The organism is Qipengyuania triglochinis, assembly GCF_054655615.1.
The window spans coordinates 1-17242 of record NZ_BAAHND010000001.1; the positions used below are offsets into that span (position 1 = coordinate 1).

Consider the following 17242-nt stretch of genomic DNA (forward strand, 5'->3'; position numbering starts at 1 on the left):
CCGGGTTAAACACTGTTCCCCACCACGACGCTCTTCCGATCTGGCTTCGCCTGCCGCCACGCCGCTGGCCCATGCCCATTGGAAATTGTAGCCGCCGAGCCAGCCGGTTACGTCCACCGCCTCGCCGATGGCATAGAGGCCGGGGACGGACTTGGCTTCGAGGCTCTTCGATGAAAGCTCATTGGTCGAGATGCCGCCGACGGTCACCTCGGCCTTGGCGAACCCTTCGGTGCCGGAGGGGCGGAAGGTCCAGCGGGACAGGCGTTCCTGCGCTGATCGCAGCGCCTTGTCGCTCGCATTGCCGAGTTCGGTTTCGATCGCCAGCTTTTCGGACAAAATATCGGCCAGCCGGGCAGGCAGCGACTCGCGCAGGATCGACCGCAGCGTGGCGCGCGGCGTTTCCCGTTTGCGGTCGAGCAGCCAGTCGCCGGTGAAGTCGGGCAAGAAATCGATGGCGACTTCTTCACCCGGCTTCCAGTAGGACGAAACCTGCAGGATCGACGGGCCGGAAAGGCCGCGATGGGTGAACAGCGCCGCTTCCGGGAAACGCGCCTTGCCCGCACTGGCGACAACCGGGGCGGATACGCCCGAGATATCGCGGAACAGCACCTCTTCTCCGCCCAATGTCAGCGGGACCAGGGCAGGGCGCGGCTCCACGACCTTCAGGCCGAATTGCCGTGCGAGGTCGTAAGCAAAGCCGGTCGCACCCATTTTCGGAATCGAGGGGCCGCCGGTGGCGATCACCAGTGAAGGCGCGGTGTAGCTGGCGCCCGCGGTCGTGACCGTGAAGCCCTCGCCATGCGCCACTGAAGTTACCTCTTCGCCGCAACGAATATCGACATCGCCTTTCGCGCATTCTTCCAGCAGCATTTCGACGATCTGCATCGACGGACCATCGCAGAACAGCTGGCCCAGCGTCTTCTCGTGCCAGGCGATGCCGTAGCTTTCGACGAGGTCCAGGAAGTCACGCGAGGTGTAGCGAGCCAGCGCAGACTTGGCGAAATGCGGATTGGCGGAAAGGTAATTGGCCGGGCCTGCGCCGATATTGGTGAAATTGCACCGGCCGCCGCCCGAGATCAGGATCTTCTTGCCGGGCTTCTCCGCCTTTTCCAGCACGAGCACGCGCTTGCCCAGCTGCCCTGCACGCGCGGCGCACATCAGGCCGGCAGCGCCTGCGCCGAGGATTATCGCATCGAACCGGGTCATTTATTGCGCGGCTAGCGGTTCGACCGGGCGTTCCTGCCGGGCAATAAAGTACAGCAGTGTCCCGGCAGCGACGAGCCCGCCGAACACGCGCCAGCTCTCTTCATTCGCATGAGTGCCGACCCAGATCGTACTGATCACGGTAAGGATAGAGACAAAGCCGTGGAGCGGGTTGATACCGCCATCCCGCTTCTCGATCACCGGCAGGGCGAAGGCGGCGACGAGATAGGTCAGCAGCCGCGTCAGCGTACCCGCCAACGCCAGCTCCATGAATCCTTCCCACAGGCCGAAAGCGATGCTCGCCGCGCCATAGAACAGGATCGAATTGACCGGCGTGTGCAGCTTGGGCGAAACCTGCATGAACCATTGGGGCAGCATGCCGCGTTCGGCCATGCCATAGGTCATGCGCGGCAGGCTTATCCCGCCGGCAAAATTATTCGCCCCGATGCTGAAGGCCGCGGCGATCACGATGGCCACCGCGCCGATCGATCCCATGGCATCCTGCGCCGCGATGGCCAGCGGGTTCTCCGCATCCGCGCCCGCCGCAGGGGCAATGCCGATATAGGCCCAGATGACGAGCATATAGAGCAGGGTAACGGCCGCCAGCATCGCAATCAGAGCCAGCGGCACGTCGCGCTTCGGGTTCTTCATTTCGCCCGCGGGCAGCACGACATATTCGAAGCCGATGAAGGCGTAATAGGTCAGCAGCACCACGCTCTCCGCATCGGAAAATTCGGGCAGGACCAGCCCCAGCTCGGGTTGGCCGCCGAACAACCCGGCGGCGATCAGCGCGAACAGCGGCAGGATCTTCACTGCCGTCAGGGCGCTCAACGTGGTCACAGAGCTGCGCAGGCTGAACAGGTTCACGATGGTGATGAAGCCGATGAAACCGGCAACCAGCAGCGGGCGCAGCACCGGGCCGTCGAGCACCGGATAGAGCGTGGCGAGATAGGAAACCATGACATGCGTATTCGCCGCCACGGTTACGATAGCGCTGGCATAGCGGGCCCATCCGGCCTGGAATCCCACGAACCGTCCGAAGGCCTGCTCGCCATAAAGGATCGGTCCGCCCGAATGGTCGAACCGTGCGGCCAGCCAGGCAAAGGTCAGTGTCAGCGGCAGGAACAGCAATCCACCCAGCAGCATCATCCACGGCGCGAAATTGCCCACGGCCAGAAACAGCGCTGCGGGCAGGGCGAAGATGCCCGCACCGATCATTCCGTTCACCGGCAACAGCGAAGCGCCGAACAGGCCCATGGTGCGCGGTGGTGTAAGCTCTTTTGCGTTCATGCGGCGGGGGATGGCGGCAAACGAGAATTTGCACAAGCGCCCCTTTGCGCAAGCGGGCATTGCGCACTATCTCCACGCCCATGTCGCGCACGAAAGCCGGTTCTCCCAACGATCCCCGAGGCAAGGAGCGTTTCCACGAGGAACGCGCCACCAACACCGTGGCCAGCGCGCAGCCGGATCTCGAAACCGGCATCAATGCCATTCGCGAAACGGTGAAGACGCTGAAGCCGCGCCCCGGCGTCTACCGGATGCTCGATACGCGGGGCGATGTGCTCTACGTCGGCAAGGCCCGCAGCCTCAAGGCGCGCGTGGCCAATTACACGCAGGTAAAGGCGCTGACCAACCGGCTACAACGCATGGTCAGCCAATGCCGCGCGATGGAAATCGTGGTCACCAATTCGGAAGCCGAGGCGCTGCTTCTGGAAGCGCAGCTGATCAAGCGCTACCGCCCGCCGTTCAACGTGTTGCTGCGCGACGACAAGAGCTTCCCGTTCATTCTCCTGCGCGCCGACCATGCCTTTCCGCGCATCCAGAAGCATCGCGGGGCACGCCGGGCCAAGGGCAATTACTACGGCCCCTTCGCCAGCGCCGGTTCGGTCAACAAGACGCTCAACGCGCTGCAGAAACTGTTCCTTTTGCGCAGTTGCACCGACAGTTTCTTCAACAATCGCGACCGGCCCTGCCTGCTCTACCAGATCAAGCGCTGCTCGGCGCCATGCGTCGGCCGGATCGATGAGGCGGGCTATGACAGCCTCGTGCAGGAGGCGAAGGATTTCCTGTCGGGCAAATCCGGCACCGTGCAGGCCAATATGGAAAAGCAGATGGCGAAAGCCGCGGAAAATCTCGATTTCGAGACCGCGGCGATCCTGCGCGACCGGCTGCGCGCCGCCACTTTCATCCAGGGCAGCCAGGCCATCAACGCTAGCGGCGTCGGCGATGCGGATGTCTTCGCGCTGGCGGCCAAGGGCGGGCAGATCGGCGTGCAGGCCTTCTTCATCCGCGGCGGGCAGAACTGGGGCCACAAGGCCTTCTTCCCCAAGAACACCGGCGATCTCGACCATGACGAGGTGCTGTCCGACGTGCTGCTGCAATTCTACGAGGAAGTCCCGCCGCCGCGCACCATCCTGGTCGACCGGGACCTGGCCGAACAGGACCTGATCGCCGAGGCGCTGGCGGAAAAGGCCGGACACGCGGTCGCCATTTCCATTCCCCAGCGCGGCGACCGGCGCAAGCTGATGCAGCAGGCGCAGCGAAATGCCGTGGAATCGCTCGAACGGCGGCTGGCCGAAAGCGGGACCAAGGCCCAGCGCCTGCGCGAACTGGCCGAATTCCTCGAACTGGAAGAGGTGCCCCAGCGCATCGAGATTTACGACAACAGCCATATCCAGGGCGACAAGGCGCTGGGCGCGATGGTCGTCGCCAGCCCCGAAGGGTTCGAGAAGGGCCAGTACCGCAAGTTCAACATCAAGACCGCGCAGACGAACGACGATTTCGGCATGATGCGCGAGGTGATGGAACGCCGTTTCCGCAAGCTGGCCGAAACAGAGCGCGCCGACGAGGCTACGCAAGGCGGCAAAGGGCACGAAGCGATCTGGCCGGACCTGCTGCTGATCGATGGCGGCAAGGGGCAGGTCTCATCGGTCATGCGGGTGATGGAAAATCTCGGCATTGCGGACGATGTGCCGGTCATCGGCATCGCCAAGGGTCCGCATCACGGGCGCGAGGGGCGCGAGGTATTCCATTTCCCCGACGGGCGCGAGAAAACGCTGCCGGTCAATTCGCAGCTCTTGTTCTACCTCCAGACCCTGCGCGACGAGGTCCACCGCTACGCCATTGGCGCCCATCGCGCCAAACGCAGCCGCGCCATCACCGCCTCGCCGCTCGACGAGATCCCCGGCATCGGCCCCTCGCGCAAACGCGCGCTACTGCTGCATTTCGGCACGGCCGGAAAGGTGCGCGCCGCTGCGCTGGACGATTTGAAACGCGCGCCCGGTATCAGCGCCGGAGTAGCGCAGCAGATTTACGATTTCTATCACGCGGGCGGGTGACGGCGCTGGAGCGACCGATTACCGGTCAATTGGGGGCACGACCAATCCGATAGGGACCCGATCGAGCCGGCAGCGCCTCACCTTTCCAGCTCAGCGTAATGGCTTTCTGATCCAAGAGATGATCCACCGCAGTGTGAACTAGGGGCATCGCTTCGCGCCAGTCAGCCTTCTTGTCTGCGGCCATCCTGCGTGCGGCTTCGCTCGGGCAGATTGTCGCGCCGGATTGGCGCTCGGAAAGCAACGCCAGCACGGCGGCCTCCGCATCGCCTGCATTCACTTGCGCTTTTTTCCTGACGTCATGAGGTCGGGCTTGGGCGGCGGTTTCCAGCCTGGCGGGGGAACCGGGCGCTGACGGCTGGTGCCGAGGCCCATGGCGCCCGGCTGCTGGCGCACCAGGCCAGACGTGTCCGCCTCCGCTGCGTCTCCGGCATCTGCGCCGCCGCGCATCAGATTGATGCGGTCACGGAGGCGCCCCGCCTCTTCGAAGTCGAGGGCTTCCACCGCAGCGGCCATCTCACGTTGGAGGTCTTCGATTGTCTTGCTCATGGTTACTCAACGCACGGATGCAGGGCGTGGTGCCGCCACCCCCTGCATTCGTCCATTGCCGAGTTCGACGTTTACTCTGCGTTGCGGACGCTGGCGCTCTCTTCACGCACGGCCTTGAATTCCGAGCCATCCTTCCATTCCGGCCAGTCGTCGCTGTTGGCGAGTTCGGCGCCCATGTCGCGGAACAGGGCGATGTCCTGTACTGCTCCGGCAAGGTTCCACTCCGGCCCCCAGGCATCGCAGGCGGCGTGGTAGCAGCGGCCGGTGTAGTCATCGACCCAGGCCTGGCCCGCTTCCTTGCCGCCTTCGATCAGGTCGGATGCGCCCGCAATGCCCATCATCAGCATCACCGGCACGCCGCGCTTGGCCATGCTGAAATGGTCGGCGCGGAAGAACAGGCCGCGTTCGGGCAGGCTTTCTTCGCTGACCGTGCGACCCTGTGCAGCCGCAAAGCGCGCAAGATCGTCTTCCAGCGTGCTCTGGCCCTTGCCGACGAGAATCACGTCCTTCGCAAGGCCTGCGGTCTGAAGGATGTCGAGATCGAAATTGGCGACCGTCTTTTCGTTCGGGAATATCGGGTTGGCGGCATAGAATTCGGAGCCGAGCAGGCCGCGTTCCTCTGCCGTCCAGAAGGCGAAGACCACGCTGCGATCGGGCGCGGGCGCGGCCTTGAAGGCGCGGGCGATTTCCATCAGCCCGGCAACGCCCAGCGCATCGTCATTCGCCCCGGCGCGGTAAATCCGGCCCAGCTCGTCGGGCTGGCCTTCGCCATAGGCATCCCAATGCGCGCCATAGACCACGGTTTCCTCGGGCCGTTCGGTGCCGGAAATCTTGGCCAGCACATTCTGGCTCTGCACCACTTCGCTGGTCACCGGGAAGGATGCGGTAAAACTGGTGTCGAGATCGACCGGGCGGAAATCCTTGCCGCGTGCCGCTTCGCTGAGTTCGGCGAGGTCGAGGCCGGCATCGGCGAACAGCTTGTCTGCAGTCTCGCCCGAAATCCATCCCTGCAGCGCCAGGCTGGTCAGGTCTTCCGGCTGGCGGACCACATCGTAATTCTCGCCGTCGGGGCTTTCGATGACATTCCAGCCATAGCCCGCACCGGCGGTTTCGTGGACGATCAGCGCGCCGATCGCGCCGCGGCGGGCGGCTTCCTCGAACTTGTAGGTCCAGCGGCCGTAATAGGTCATCGTGCGCCCGCCGAATGAACCGGCGACCGCTTCGCCGTCCTCGGCGTGGAAATCGGGATCATTGACGAGGAAGACGGCGACCTTGCCCTTGAGGTCCGTGCCCTTGAAATCGTCCCACCCGCGTTCGGGTGCGTGAACCCCGTAGCCGACGAATACCATGGGCGCGGCGTCGATTGTCGCCCCATCGCTGGGCTGGAGAGTGGAGACGTAGATGTCTTCGGGGAAGCCCAGCCTGGTGGTTGCGCCCCCATGCTGGAAGGCGACGCGGTCCGGCGTGCCGAGGCGGGTGTGGAGCAGCGGGACTTTCTGCGTCCAGGTGCCATCCTCGCCCGCCGGTTCGAGGCCGAGGCCCTGCAACCGCCCGATCAGATAGCCGATGGTGCGTTCTTCGCCGACAGTACCGGGCGCGCGGCCTTCGAACTGGTCGGACGCCAGCGTACGCACGGTTTCGGTTAGTCGCGCGGCTTCGATTTCGGTGCTGGCGACTTCGCGGACTGCCGCGTCGTCCTGCTGCGCCATGGCGGGCAGGGCAAGGATCAGGGCGGTGCTTGCGGCAAGGCTGCGAAGGATCATTAATATCTCCAGCTAGGGTAGGGGTTTGGACCTAGCTGGTTGGATTATCGTTGGAAACCCCGCTGCAAAGACAGCCCGTCAGACAGCCGGTCAGGCGGCGACGGCGGTGCCGTCCTTTTTCAACCGGCGGGCCTGGAAGGCGAAGCGTGCCGCCTTGCCCACGTCGTCCTGGAACGAGGAATTGACCAGCCCGCCCACGATGGAGCCGACGACCGGCACGATCATGCCTGCGCGGCTGCGGAAGCTGGCGAAGGCGATGGCGCGGCTGACGCGTTCGACCGCCTGGTCCACCACGGGGGTGATGTGTTCGTGATCGGCATGGATCAGCTGGCCGCCTTCGCCGATGGCGCTTTCCAGCGCGGCGATGCGCGCTTCGCGTTCGTCGGGATCGTCCAGCGCGGACAGTTCGAGGATCTGCAACCGGAACAGCTTTTCGGCCGGGCCCTCGCCGTCGAAGCCATAGGCGCGGCCGGTATCGCGGATGGTGCGCAGCGCGATGCCGATGGTCGCAGGAATGTCGAGGCCCATGGAAATGGCGCCGCCGAGGCCGGCTGCCGCACCGGTGCTGGCGCTGATCGAGCGGGCCGCGCGCGTCACTTTCTTGGCTGCGCGATTGGCCGCCGCAAGATCGGAAACATCGTGATCGAAGCGCACGAGCTGCGGCGCGCCGACCGCCGTGTCGAGGCCCTTGAGCACCGCTTCGACGAACGCATTGGGCACCACGCTGGCGAGCGCCTTGCCGAAAGGGTGGGTAAGCCGTTCGATCCCGCGGCCGAGGCGGGATGGCTTTTGCTTGCGAAAGCGCTGCTGTTCTTGTGCGATGTCCATGACAACGCAATGTCCGAAGGTCAGACGCGTTCCGGGGGAGGCTGCATATCTGCGCCTCCCCGTCACGCTTGCGGGTATTTACGGATCGAGCGGGTCAGCTCGGGTTGGCGCCGCCGGGCTTGCGCTTGCCGGCGAATTTCTTGCCGGTGGGCTTGGGACCCTTCTTGAACGGCTTGCCGCCGGGCTTGCCATCAGACTTGCCGCCGAAGGGTTTGCCATCCGACTTGCCGCCGAAGGGCTTACCACCGGGTTTGCCGCCGCCGAAGCTCTTGCCGCCTTCGCTCTTGCGCGGGCCTTTTCCACCTGCGCCCTTGTGGAACGGCTTGGCATGCACGCGCGGTCCACCGCGACCGCCGCCGCCACCTTCGCGGCGGTTTTCGCGGGCCTGGATGCGCGGGCCTTCTGGTGCTTCCTCGATCAGGATGGCGTCCTGCTCGTCCTCGGTCGAGGCCGTGCGGGCGATCGCTTCGGCGAACTTGGGAGCGACAGTGGTCGGCACCTGGAACCAGCTTTCGAACTGGCCGATGCGGATCGCACCGATCTCGTTGCGGGTGATATGGCCACGGCGGCACAGCAGCGGCAGGATCCAGCGCGCTTCCGCATTCTGGCGGCGGCCGACGCCGATCTTGTACCACACCACATCCTCGAAGCCGGGGCGCTGGCGGTCGGCCTTGGCCTTGTCGCGCGCTTCAGGGGTGTTGGCGGAGAGGTCTTCGGGGCTGGGCAGCTTGGCGCGATGCGCCTGCACCAGCGCCGCCGCGATATCTTCAGGCGAGCGCTTTTCCATCAGCTCCTTGGCCAGCGCACGGTCATGATCGTCGAATTCGGTTTCGGCGGTCAGCATTTCGATCAGGCGGCTGCGATCCTGCTTGTGGATCATCTCGGGCGTGGGCGCATCCATCCACTCGGCCTCGATCTTGGCACCGCGCAGCATGCCTTCGACGCGGCGGCGGCGGTTGTAGGGCACGATGATCGCCGCCGTACCCTTCTTGCCCGCGCGGCCGGTCCGGCCCGAACGGTGCTGCAAGGTTTCCGCATCGCGCGGAATTTCGACATGGATGACGAGGGTGAGCGTGGGCAGATCGATCCCGCGCGATGCGACATCGGTGGCCACGCACACGCGCGCCCGCCGGTCACGCAGCGCCTGCAGCGCCTGGTTGCGCTCGCTCTGCGAATGTTCGCCCGACAGCGCCACCACGCCGAAGCCGCGTTCCTGCAGCGTGGCGTGGAAGCGGCGCACATTGTCGCGCGTGGCGCAGAACAGGATCGCCGTTTCCGCTTCGTGATAACGCAGCAGGTTCACCACCGCATTTTCCACCTCGGCGGGGGAGACGGTGATGGCCTGATAGCTGATGTCGCCGTGCCCGCGGTCCTGCCCGACGAGGCTGAGGCGCAGCGAATTGCTCTGATAGCGTTCGGCCAGCCGTTCGATCTGGCGCGGCATGGTGGCCGAAAAAAGCAGCGTGCGGCGCGTCTCGGGCGTCGCGTCGAGGATCTCTTCCAGATCCTCGCGGAAACCCATGTCGAGCATTTCGTCTGCTTCATCCAGCACCACGCCCAGCAGGCCGGACAGGTCCAGCGCGCCGCGTTCGAGGTGATCGCGCAAACGGCCCGGCGTACCCACCACGATGGCGGGGCCACCGCGCAGCGCACGGCGTTCCTTGCTCGCATCCATGCCGCCGACGCAGGTTGCCATGCGCAGGCCGGCCTGCGCATAGAGCCAGCCCAGCTCGCGGCTGACCTGCAGCGCCAGTTCGCGCGTCGGCGCGATGACCAGCAGCAGCGGCTTTTCGACCAGCGCAAGATTGGCGGTTTCCGCCAGCAGCGCTTCGGCCATGGCCAGGCCGAAGGCGACCGTCTTGCCCGAACCGGTCTGCGCCGAGACGACGAGATCGCGGCCACGCGCCTCCTCCTCGATCACCGCGGATTGCACGGGGGTAAGGTCGGTATAGCCGCGCGCGGCAAGGGCTTCGCCGATCATGGGCGGGAGATTTTCGAAGGACATAAGGCTCACAGGGCTGGCGCCGCGGCGAAAGTGCCGCAGGGCGAAAACTAGATAGGGTTTGAGGCCGCTCGTACCGGCGGCGAGAGGATCGCGGACCGGCAAAACGGCTCCCACGCGACCACGCTTGCCGTGGCCCCTACACGAAACCGCGCGCTTTGGCTTGCGTTATTTTCGGGGGACCGGGTCAGGTGTCTGTACTGTACCCAGCTTCTTTCATCAGTCCGAGAAAATCGCTCAAGGTCATTAGCCAAGATTGTTGTAGAGGCTTGTAGGTGCGGTGTATCTCGCGCGGCAGGACTAGTTGTAAATTTTTAACTCGCATTTCGTCAGTTTGAGCTTCGGAAATGCCCGGTTCCAACGTGAGCAGATGTTTTTTCTCAATTCTGACGGCTTCGGATAAAACCTGTCTCCACCGCTCCTTGAGAGTCGATTTCGCTCCCAGCATGAAGAGGGCGTCATGCGGATAGAATTTGTCCCGGTATTCGTTAATTCCGGGAAACAAAAAATCAGGACGGTTGCCATTTTCAGTGACCGCGCCTCGTACGTATCTTATTCGGTTCGCAAGCAACAGCGCCTCTATGTGGCTCTCCAGTGCAAGGCCAGCTCTAGCTTTTCTCCGGTTTTGTACGCTGAGAGAAAAGCTGATGAAATCGTCGACATCCTCCGCTCCTCTCTCACCAAAACCTTGCGCTATTCGTTTCGCAACAAGCTTGCGTTCGATCCTGCGAAACAATTGAAGTTCCCGCTCCATCCAGAGTAGTAAAGCTTGATCGGGATCGTCACGGGCGACTTCGACGCCAATTGAATTTCGAGCCAAAGCCGACAGCTCTCGGGGCCGTGGCATCTCAAGCCCGAAAGCTTCAATCAGGGTATCTATTTCATCGAGATCAGGCTCATCAGTATCGACCCCCAAAGCGTCGAGAATCATCCGCGACGCAAAGTCGAGCTGGGCGTCGCGGTTTCCGTCAACCGGAGCAAATTGGAACGCGAATTCGGGATCTTTTTCGATGCCGAAGAGCCAAAGCAGCTGATTATAGATGGTGCTGTTGCTTGGTGTGACTACAATCAGGCCGGTACCATCTCTGCGTAAGGCGAGGAAGAAAGCGTCTCCGCCGCGCATCATTTCAGTAACGCCGTTACTTTTATAATATAGCCGGTATTCCGTACGGGATGGGTGCGCCCGTCGTGCGTCGTACCATGTAAGAAGCCCGTCTTCTGACTCGGTACCGGACTGTTCTTCATCAAGCCAAAGAAATCTTGTCGGTATGTCTTTTCTGTCCGCCTCGCCGAGTAGATTTCTCAGGTCTAGCGAGCCGTTAAATTCATGCTGATTGGATTTTGAAGGATCGGCTTCGACGGAACTGAGATGTTTTACCACAACACCTGAGAAGTATTGTGACAGATAGCCATGGTTCATGTATCGGTTCCTTCAACCAGTGTCAGCCACTTCTCGATACCGTCTACAACCTTACTTATCGCGAAGTCTGGTTTGTTTTTGAGCTCGCATTCCCAGACTGTCTGATGCCGAAATCCGATATCAGACAATTGTTGTCTGACTTTCTCGTCGCGAGCGCGGTTTTGCATTATTTTCGAATGCCAGAAGTCTGTTCTTGTCTTTGGCAATCTGAACAGATGACAGTCGTGGCCGTGCCAAAAACATCCGTTCACGAAAAGGGCTGCATGGAATTTCGGAAACACTAGGTCGGGGCTTCCTGGAAGTTTTTTATCATGAAGGCGGAAGCGAAAGCCGCGTCGATGTAGCGCACTTCTCACGACCATTTCCGGCTTGGTGTTTTTCGATTTGATACCTGACATCATCCGACTTCGGACTTCTGTCGAAACGATGTCAGCCAAACGAAACCAGCCTTTCACCGCCTTCCGGCAAAATCTGATGGGCTGGCTTGGTCGAGAGAGCGCTTGCGAGGTGCTCCTTCATCGCGCTGGCAAGGAACTGGATCACCGGGACGACCACAGCATTTCCAAATTGGCGATACGCTTGGGTATCAGATACCGGAATGTTCCATTTCCGAGTTTCGCACTCGAAGCCCATCAAGCGGGCACACTCTGAAGGCGTCAATCGCCTAGGTCGGCTATCTCCCTGCCTGATCAAAATTTCGGAACCGTCTTTGTAATATCTTGCGGAGAGAGTTCGCGCTACATCCGAAGGGCCAAAAAGACTGAAGCCGAACCCATTTCCCTTTGCTTCATGTTTTTTACGATAGGCCTGCAGGTACTCCCACAATCTTGGCGTGAGGGTGTATTTAGAATCTACCAATCCGTTTGGTTCGAGAATGGAGCCAAGTTTTGGTCCTGTCGCAACAGGAGGGAGTTCTAGTGCATCGAAATCGAAATCGTTGGATTCGCGAAAGCCTATGAAAAAGATACGCTCACGTTTTTGCGGCACCCATGGAGCGGAATTGATCACCCGAGCTTGCACTTGGTAGCCAAGCTCTTTCTGAAGCACATGCATAATCGTGGCAAACGTACGTCCGCCATCGTGACTTTCCAAATTCTTGACGTTTTCCAGCAGGAACGCTGCTGGGCGATGATAATCAATGATTTGCGCTGTATCAAAAAACAACGTTCCCTGCGTATCACACATGAAACCATGTGGCCGACCCAAAGCATTCTTCTTGGAGACACCAGCAATTGAAAATGGCTGGCAAGGGAAGCCCGCAAGCAAGACGTCGTGTTCGGGAACCAGTGAGGGGTCTTCTGAAAACTCCCGAATATCACCATGTAGTTGGTGATTATCCCGAAAGTTTGCCCGATAGGTTTCCTGTGCGAATTTGTCCCATTCGGACGTGAAAACACAATGCCCGCCGATATCTTGGAAACCCAACCTTAATCCGCCAATACCGGCAAACAAATCGATGAAACGAAAATGCAGATCGCTGGCGGAAACTTTGGCGACCGGGTTGGAGCTGAACTCTGCCACAATTTCCAACGCGCGGAAAACTGATGCTTTGGGCTCGGTTTCTCCTCTCTCCCAGCGGTAGACCGTGCTCGGGCTGTAACCCAACTCCTCTGCGGCCTGTTCGACGGACAAACCGGCAACCTGACGTAGTTCTGCGAAGGTAAGTTGAGACATTTCGATAGCTGCCCTGTGTCATTTTTTGGCGGAATGCCAAAAATTCTCCCAGCGTGCAAGAACAAAAAAAGAACGAAATGCGTTCATCCACAGTATTCGAGCTAGCAAGTCGCCATTTTCCTACACGCCGCCAATCCGCTAGCGTTGCGGTTCGGCTCTTTCTCTCGTCTATCTTCACGTCCTGCCGCCGGGTGACAGATCCGCCTGTCACACAGTGACAATCGGGCTGCGCCAAGGTGACATTCCGGCGCTGCGCACGGTTACGCTTTTCGCGCTCAGGGTGACACATGATCCGCGCCGGGTGACACTTCTGACGGCAAAGGTGACACGCGCGCCCATAGAGTGACGCTTTTGCACCACAAGGTGACGGAAAAGGGTTTTTCGCCCTGGACCGTGCTCCACCTGCTCCATCCTGCGGGAAGGGAAAACCCCTGAATCGCGGGGTTTGCGGGCCGGTTCGGGCAGGCGGCGGCCGGTGTTGTCATGCGCCCGTCACACATGTCATCGTTGCTTCATCCAACGGACGCATTCGAGTCAAATAGCGGACGTATGTGCCCCCTCGACAGGAGGACACATGTCTAACAACATACGCAAATCGCTGCGCCTTGCGGCCAGTCTTACCGCTCTCGCCACTGCCGCCACGATCGCCGCCCCCGCCATTGCGGGCGAGGTCGTCGGCTCCGTTACCGATGCCAGCCAGACGGTTGCGCTGCGCTCGGCCGAAGTGACCATCGTTGAACTCGGCCGCACGGTGGCGAGCGAGCGCGACGGCACCTTCCGCTTCGCCGATGTGCCCGAGGGCACCTATACGCTGCAGGTCCGCTATGTCGGCGCCGATCCGGTCAGCCAGGCGATCGACGTGCCCGCCAGTGGCGAAGTGAGCGCCAATCTGCGCCTGTCGGGCATGGGCAGCGATTCGGAGATCCTGGTGATCGGCCAGGCCGCCAACCTCGCCAGCGCGCTGTCGCGCAAGCGCGAGAACGACGTCGTCTCCGATGTGCTCAGCCGCGATGCGATCGGCCAGTTCCCCGATCAGAACGTGGCCGAAAGCCTGCGCCGCCTGCCGGGCATCAACGTGCTGAACGACCAGGGCGAGGGCCGCTTCGTGTCGGTCCGCGGTCTTGCGCCCAGCCTCAACGCGACCTCGCTCAACGGTGTGCGCCTGCCTTCGCCCGAAAGCGACGTGCGCGCCGTGGCGCTCGACGTGATCTCGTCGGACATCATCGAATCGATCGAGGTGAAGAAGTCGCTCACCCCGGATATGGATGCGGACACCATCGGCGCCTCGATCGAGATCGAGACCACCAGTGCCTTCGACCGCAAGAAGGACCTGCTGACGGTCAAGCTGGAAGGCAGCTATAACGAGCTGGCCGACGAGCTGAGCCCCAAAGGCAGCGTCGACTTCTCCTACCGGGCGAGCGACACCTTCGGCGTGACCGGCGGCCTGTCCTACTACAAGCGCGCCTTCGAGACCGACAACATCGAGGCGGACGACTGGCAGGAAGACGATGGCCTGGTCTATGCCGAGGAGTTCCAGTACCGCGACTATGACGTGGAACGCGAACGGATCAGCGCGACGCTGGGCTTCGACTTCAGGGCAGGGGACAGCACCAGTCTCTACCTGCGCGGCATCTACAGCCAGTTCGACGACCAGGAGTTCCGCCGCCGGCTGACCTTCGACCTCGGCGATGCCAGCGTCTCGGGCACCAGCGATGCGCTGGTCTACTCCGACGACGAGGCCATCACTGTCGAGCGCGACGTGAAGGACCGCTTCGAAAGCCAGAAGATCCGCAGCATCGTGGCGGGCGGCGAAAGCGACTGGGGCGACTGGTTCGCGGACTACTCGGCCAGCTGGGCCAAATCGAGCGAGCGCGAGGACGGCAGCGTCGATCCGGCGCAGTTCGAGCAGGAGTTCGAGAACGCCGGGCTGGAACTGGGCTTCGACCTGTCCGATCCGCGCGTGCCGTCCTATGCGGTGAACGCCGATCCGGGCAGCTTCCTCAACGCTGCGGAATACGGCCTGAAGGACATCGAATACGTCGCCCTGTCGGACAGCCAGGACGAGGAATACTCGGCCAAGTTCGACATCGGCCGCCGCTTCCCCTCCGGCATGGGCGAGTTCACCGTCCAAGCCGGAGCCAAGGGCCGCTGGCGCGAGAAGAGCTACGACGCCACGGTCGAGTTCTACGAGCTGGACGGGTACACCCTGGCCGACGCGCTGGGAGACGGCCCGACCTATCGCCTCGGCGACATCGGCCCGCTGCCGGGCTTCACCGAAGCGAGCGACTACTTCCGCGCCAATCGCGACCTGTTCGCGTTGCAGGGCATCGACAGCGCCTTCGACAGCGCCGTGTCGGATTACTCGGTCGAGGAAGACATCATGGCCGGCTATCTGCTGGGCCGCTGGGACAGCTCGACCTTCACCATCATCAGCGGCATCCGTTATGAGAACACCTCGAACGTGCTGCGCGGCAATGACGTGCTGCTGGTCGAAGAAGGCGGTGTCCTGCCCGACGGGACCATGGCCGGGGATGATACGGTCCTGGTCGATCCGGTCTCGATCGACAAGGATTACGATCACTGGTTGCCCAGCCTGAACTTGCGTTACGAAGCCACGCCCAACCTCGTGCTGCGCGCCGCAGGCTATCGCTCGATCGTGCGCCCGGGCCCTTATCAGCAGGCCCCGCGCTTCGCAGTCGAAGAGGCGGATGATGGCGAACGCGAAGGCGAATTCGGCAATCCCGACCTGCGCCCCGCCGAAGCATGGAACTTCGATGCGGCCGCCGAATACTACTTCGACGGTAATGGCGCGGTCTACGCCTCGCTGTTCTACAAGCGCATCGAGGACTTCTTCGTGGAAACCGTCTTCGAAGCGGAAGACGGCCCCTATAACGGCAGCTTCCGCGGGATCGACTTCGACGAAGCGACGATCTGGTTCAACGGCGACAAGGCCGATGTGGCCGGTGTCGAGATCGGTGCATCGAAGGCATTCACCGGAGCGCTGGACGGGATCGTTATCGGCGCGAACTACACCTTCACCGATAGCGATGGCACGGTAACGCTGGAAGCTGCCGAAGGGCCGCGCTCCATCACGCTGCCCACGACCAGCAGGCACACGGGCAACCTCTCGCTTGGCTACGACAAGGGGCCGATCGATGTGCGCCTGGCGGGCACATATCGCGACAAGTATCTCGACGAACTGAGCCCCGAACCGCAGCTCGATCGCTATGTCGACGATCATTTCCAGCTCGATCTGAGCGCGAAATACCGGTTCAACGACAAGGTTCAGATGTTCTACGAATGGGTGAACATCAACAACGCGAAATACTTCGCTTACAATAACTTGGGCAACCGCCGTAACATCTTCCAGTATGAGGAAAACAGCTGGACGATGAAAGCCGGCGTAAGGATGACATTCTGATGCTGCGTACTATCCATATTCTCGTACTAGGATCGCTGGGACTTGCCGGCGCCTGCGCCTCGGTCCCTGTTCAGGGCGATCCTGCAGTCCCGGTTTTCGCGAAGGCGGAAACGGCACCGGTCGGTACGGCCAATGAAGACGCTGCCGATGATCCGGCAATCTGGCGCAATGCTGCGAACCCGGAGAAAAGCCTGATCGTGGGGACCGACAAGAAGGCAGGCCTGCATGTCTACGATCTGCAGGGAAGGCAGTTATCGTTTCTGGAGCAAACCGGCCTCAACAACGTGGCGCTGGCAGAACTTCCCGATGGCCGCATCCTGGTTGCAGCCAGCGACCGCAGCAATCCTCAGACTGCCCATGCCAGCCTCGCTTTCCTCGATCGTGAAAGCGGTGCGCTGCAGCCTGCCGGAAGGATCGAAATAGGTCCGGGCGAAGGATACGGCATCTGCATGAGCAAGGCTTCGGCGGATGGGTCCGTTACGCTTTACAGTGCGCCCAAGGAAGGGATGATCTACCGTACTTCGGTGAAGGTCAGGGGTGCGAATGTCACCGGCCAGTCCAGCGAAATCGGCCGCGTCGCCAGCCAGCCCGAAGGCTGTGTTTTCGATGACCGCACGAATATCCTGTATGTGGGTGAAGAAGCTGCCGGCATCTGGGCCTTCGATACAGGCGCCGCCGATATCGATGCCAGCAAACGCCTGATGGCTGCAGTCGATAACCGCATGCTTGTCGCCGACGTCGAAGGGCTTGCGCTTTTCCCGGAAGGAGAGAAGGGTGGCATGGTCGTGGCATCGAGTCAGGGCGATAACACATACGCCGTGTATCAATTGCCGGAGATGACACCCGTGGGACGTTTTCGTATCGCAGCAGACCGTTTCGGCAGCACCGAGGAAACCGACGGGATCGAGCTGGCTTCCGGCAGCTTCGGTTCGCTTTATCCGGGCGGCCTGTTCATCGCGCAGGATGGGCAAAATGCGCCCGAGGCACAGAACTTCAAGCTGGTATCATGGGCCGAAGTGATGGACGCGCTCAAGCGCTGAAGTCCGC

The 17242-nt window shown here is 61.8% G+C and carries 13 protein-coding genes; 3 read left to right on the plus strand and 10 right to left on the minus strand.

The window, feature by feature from the left end; genetic code table 11:
* Together ACYQ0G_RS00005 and ACYQ0G_RS00010 are read right to left on the minus strand one after the other, a co-directional pair.
* The coding region (locus tag ACYQ0G_RS00005) for a BaiN/RdsA family NAD(P)/FAD-dependent oxidoreductase (RefSeq protein WP_460098072.1) at positions 1-1206 on the minus strand (1206 nt) is incomplete at its 3' end.
* A complete protein-coding gene (locus ACYQ0G_RS00010; RefSeq protein ID WP_460098073.1) occupies positions 1207-2529 on the minus strand; it encodes an APC family permease in 1323 nt (440 codons plus the stop codon). It lies immediately after the preceding gene.
* A 44-nt stretch (positions 2530-2573) separates the two neighbouring features.
* Here ACYQ0G_RS00010 and uvrC point away from each other — a divergent pair, with 44 nt between their 5' ends.
* Positions 2574-4541 (plus strand): excinuclease ABC subunit UvrC, encoded by a 1968-nt coding sequence (gene uvrC, locus ACYQ0G_RS00015; protein ID WP_460098075.1) that lies wholly within the window; start codon positions 2574-2576, stop codon positions 4539-4541.
* A gap of 25 nt (positions 4542-4566) precedes the next feature.
* On the opposite strand, the gene ACYQ0G_RS00020 is transcribed toward uvrC, so the two are convergent.
* The 8 genes from ACYQ0G_RS00020 to dcm form a co-directional block, all read right to left on the minus strand.
* A complete protein-coding gene (locus ACYQ0G_RS00020) occupies positions 4567-4818 on the minus strand; it encodes a DUF3253 domain-containing protein (RefSeq protein WP_460098076.1) in 252 nt (83 codons plus the stop codon).
* Positions 4815-5087: a UvrB/UvrC motif-containing protein gene (locus ACYQ0G_RS00025; RefSeq protein WP_460098078.1), complete on the minus strand. Its 273-nt coding sequence runs from the start codon at positions 5085-5087 to the stop codon at positions 4815-4817. The genes ACYQ0G_RS00020 and ACYQ0G_RS00025 overlap by 4 nt, the downstream gene beginning before the upstream one ends.
* A gap of 71 nt (positions 5088-5158) precedes the next feature.
* Complete coding sequence (locus ACYQ0G_RS00030; protein ID WP_460098080.1) at positions 5159-6850, minus strand: M28 family metallopeptidase; 1692 nt, start codon at positions 6848-6850, stop codon at positions 5159-5161.
* Between the two features lie 90 nt (positions 6851-6940).
* Complete coding sequence (locus tag ACYQ0G_RS00035; protein ID WP_460098081.1) at positions 6941-7678, minus strand: EcsC family protein; 738 nt, start codon at positions 7676-7678, stop codon at positions 6941-6943.
* Between the two features lie 94 nt (positions 7679-7772).
* Positions 7773-9683, minus strand: a complete 1911-nt coding sequence (locus tag ACYQ0G_RS00040) for a DEAD/DEAH box helicase (protein WP_460100564.1) — start codon at positions 9681-9683, stop codon at positions 7773-7775.
* A gap of 184 nt (positions 9684-9867) precedes the next feature.
* Complete coding sequence (locus ACYQ0G_RS00045; RefSeq protein ID WP_460098082.1) at positions 9868-11100, minus strand: type II restriction endonuclease; 1233 nt, start codon at positions 11098-11100, stop codon at positions 9868-9870.
* Positions 11097-11537, minus strand: a complete 441-nt coding sequence (locus ACYQ0G_RS00050) for a very short patch repair endonuclease (protein ID WP_460098083.1) — start codon at positions 11535-11537, stop codon at positions 11097-11099. Before ACYQ0G_RS00050 ends, ACYQ0G_RS00045 begins: the two co-directional genes overlap by 4 nt.
* On the minus strand, positions 11530-12774 hold the full coding sequence (dcm, locus tag ACYQ0G_RS00055) for a DNA (cytosine-5-)-methyltransferase (RefSeq protein ID WP_460098084.1): 1245 nt from the start codon (positions 12772-12774) through the stop codon (positions 11530-11532). The genes ACYQ0G_RS00050 and dcm overlap by 8 nt, the downstream gene beginning before the upstream one ends.
* A gap of 574 nt (positions 12775-13348) precedes the next feature.
* On the opposite strand from dcm, the gene ACYQ0G_RS00060 reads away from it, so the two are divergent.
* A complete protein-coding gene (locus tag ACYQ0G_RS00060) occupies positions 13349-16195 on the plus strand; it encodes a TonB-dependent receptor (RefSeq protein WP_460098085.1) in 2847 nt (948 codons plus the stop codon).
* On the plus strand, positions 16195-17235 hold the full coding sequence (locus ACYQ0G_RS00065; protein WP_460098086.1) for a phytase: 1041 nt from the start codon (positions 16195-16197) through the stop codon (positions 17233-17235). Before ACYQ0G_RS00060 ends, ACYQ0G_RS00065 begins: the two co-directional genes overlap by 1 nt.
* The last annotated feature ends 7 nt before the right edge of the window (positions 17236-17242 follow it).

Excerpts from the sequence above, each read along its gene's own strand:
- dcm (WP_460098084.1), bottom strand. The coding sequence starts at position 12,774 with ATGTCTCAACTTACCTTCGCAGAACTACGTCAGGTTGCCGGTTTGTCC.
- ACYQ0G_RS00030 (WP_460098080.1), bottom strand. The coding sequence starts at position 6,850 with ATGATCCTTCGCAGCCTTGCCGCAAGCACCGCCCTGATCCTTGCCCTG.
- uvrC (WP_460098075.1), top strand. The coding sequence starts at position 2,574 with ATGTCGCGCACGAAAGCCGGTTCTCCCAACGATCCCCGAGGCAAGGAG.
- ACYQ0G_RS00045 (WP_460098082.1), bottom strand. The coding sequence starts at position 11,100 with ATGAACCATGGCTATCTGTCACAATACTTCTCAGGTGTTGTGGTAAAA.
- ACYQ0G_RS00025 (WP_460098078.1), bottom strand. The coding sequence starts at position 5,087 with ATGAGCAAGACAATCGAAGACCTCCAACGTGAGATGGCCGCTGCGGTG.
- ACYQ0G_RS00060 (WP_460098085.1), top strand. The coding sequence starts at position 13,349 with ATGTCTAACAACATACGCAAATCGCTGCGCCTTGCGGCCAGTCTTACC.
- ACYQ0G_RS00065 (WP_460098086.1), top strand. The coding sequence starts at position 16,195 with ATGCTGCGTACTATCCATATTCTCGTACTAGGATCGCTGGGACTTGCC.
- ACYQ0G_RS00040 (WP_460100564.1), bottom strand. The coding sequence starts at position 9,683 with ATGTCCTTCGAAAATCTCCCGCCCATGATCGGCGAAGCCCTTGCCGCG.
- ACYQ0G_RS00035 (WP_460098081.1), bottom strand. The coding sequence starts at position 7,678 with ATGGACATCGCACAAGAACAGCAGCGCTTTCGCAAGCAAAAGCCATCC.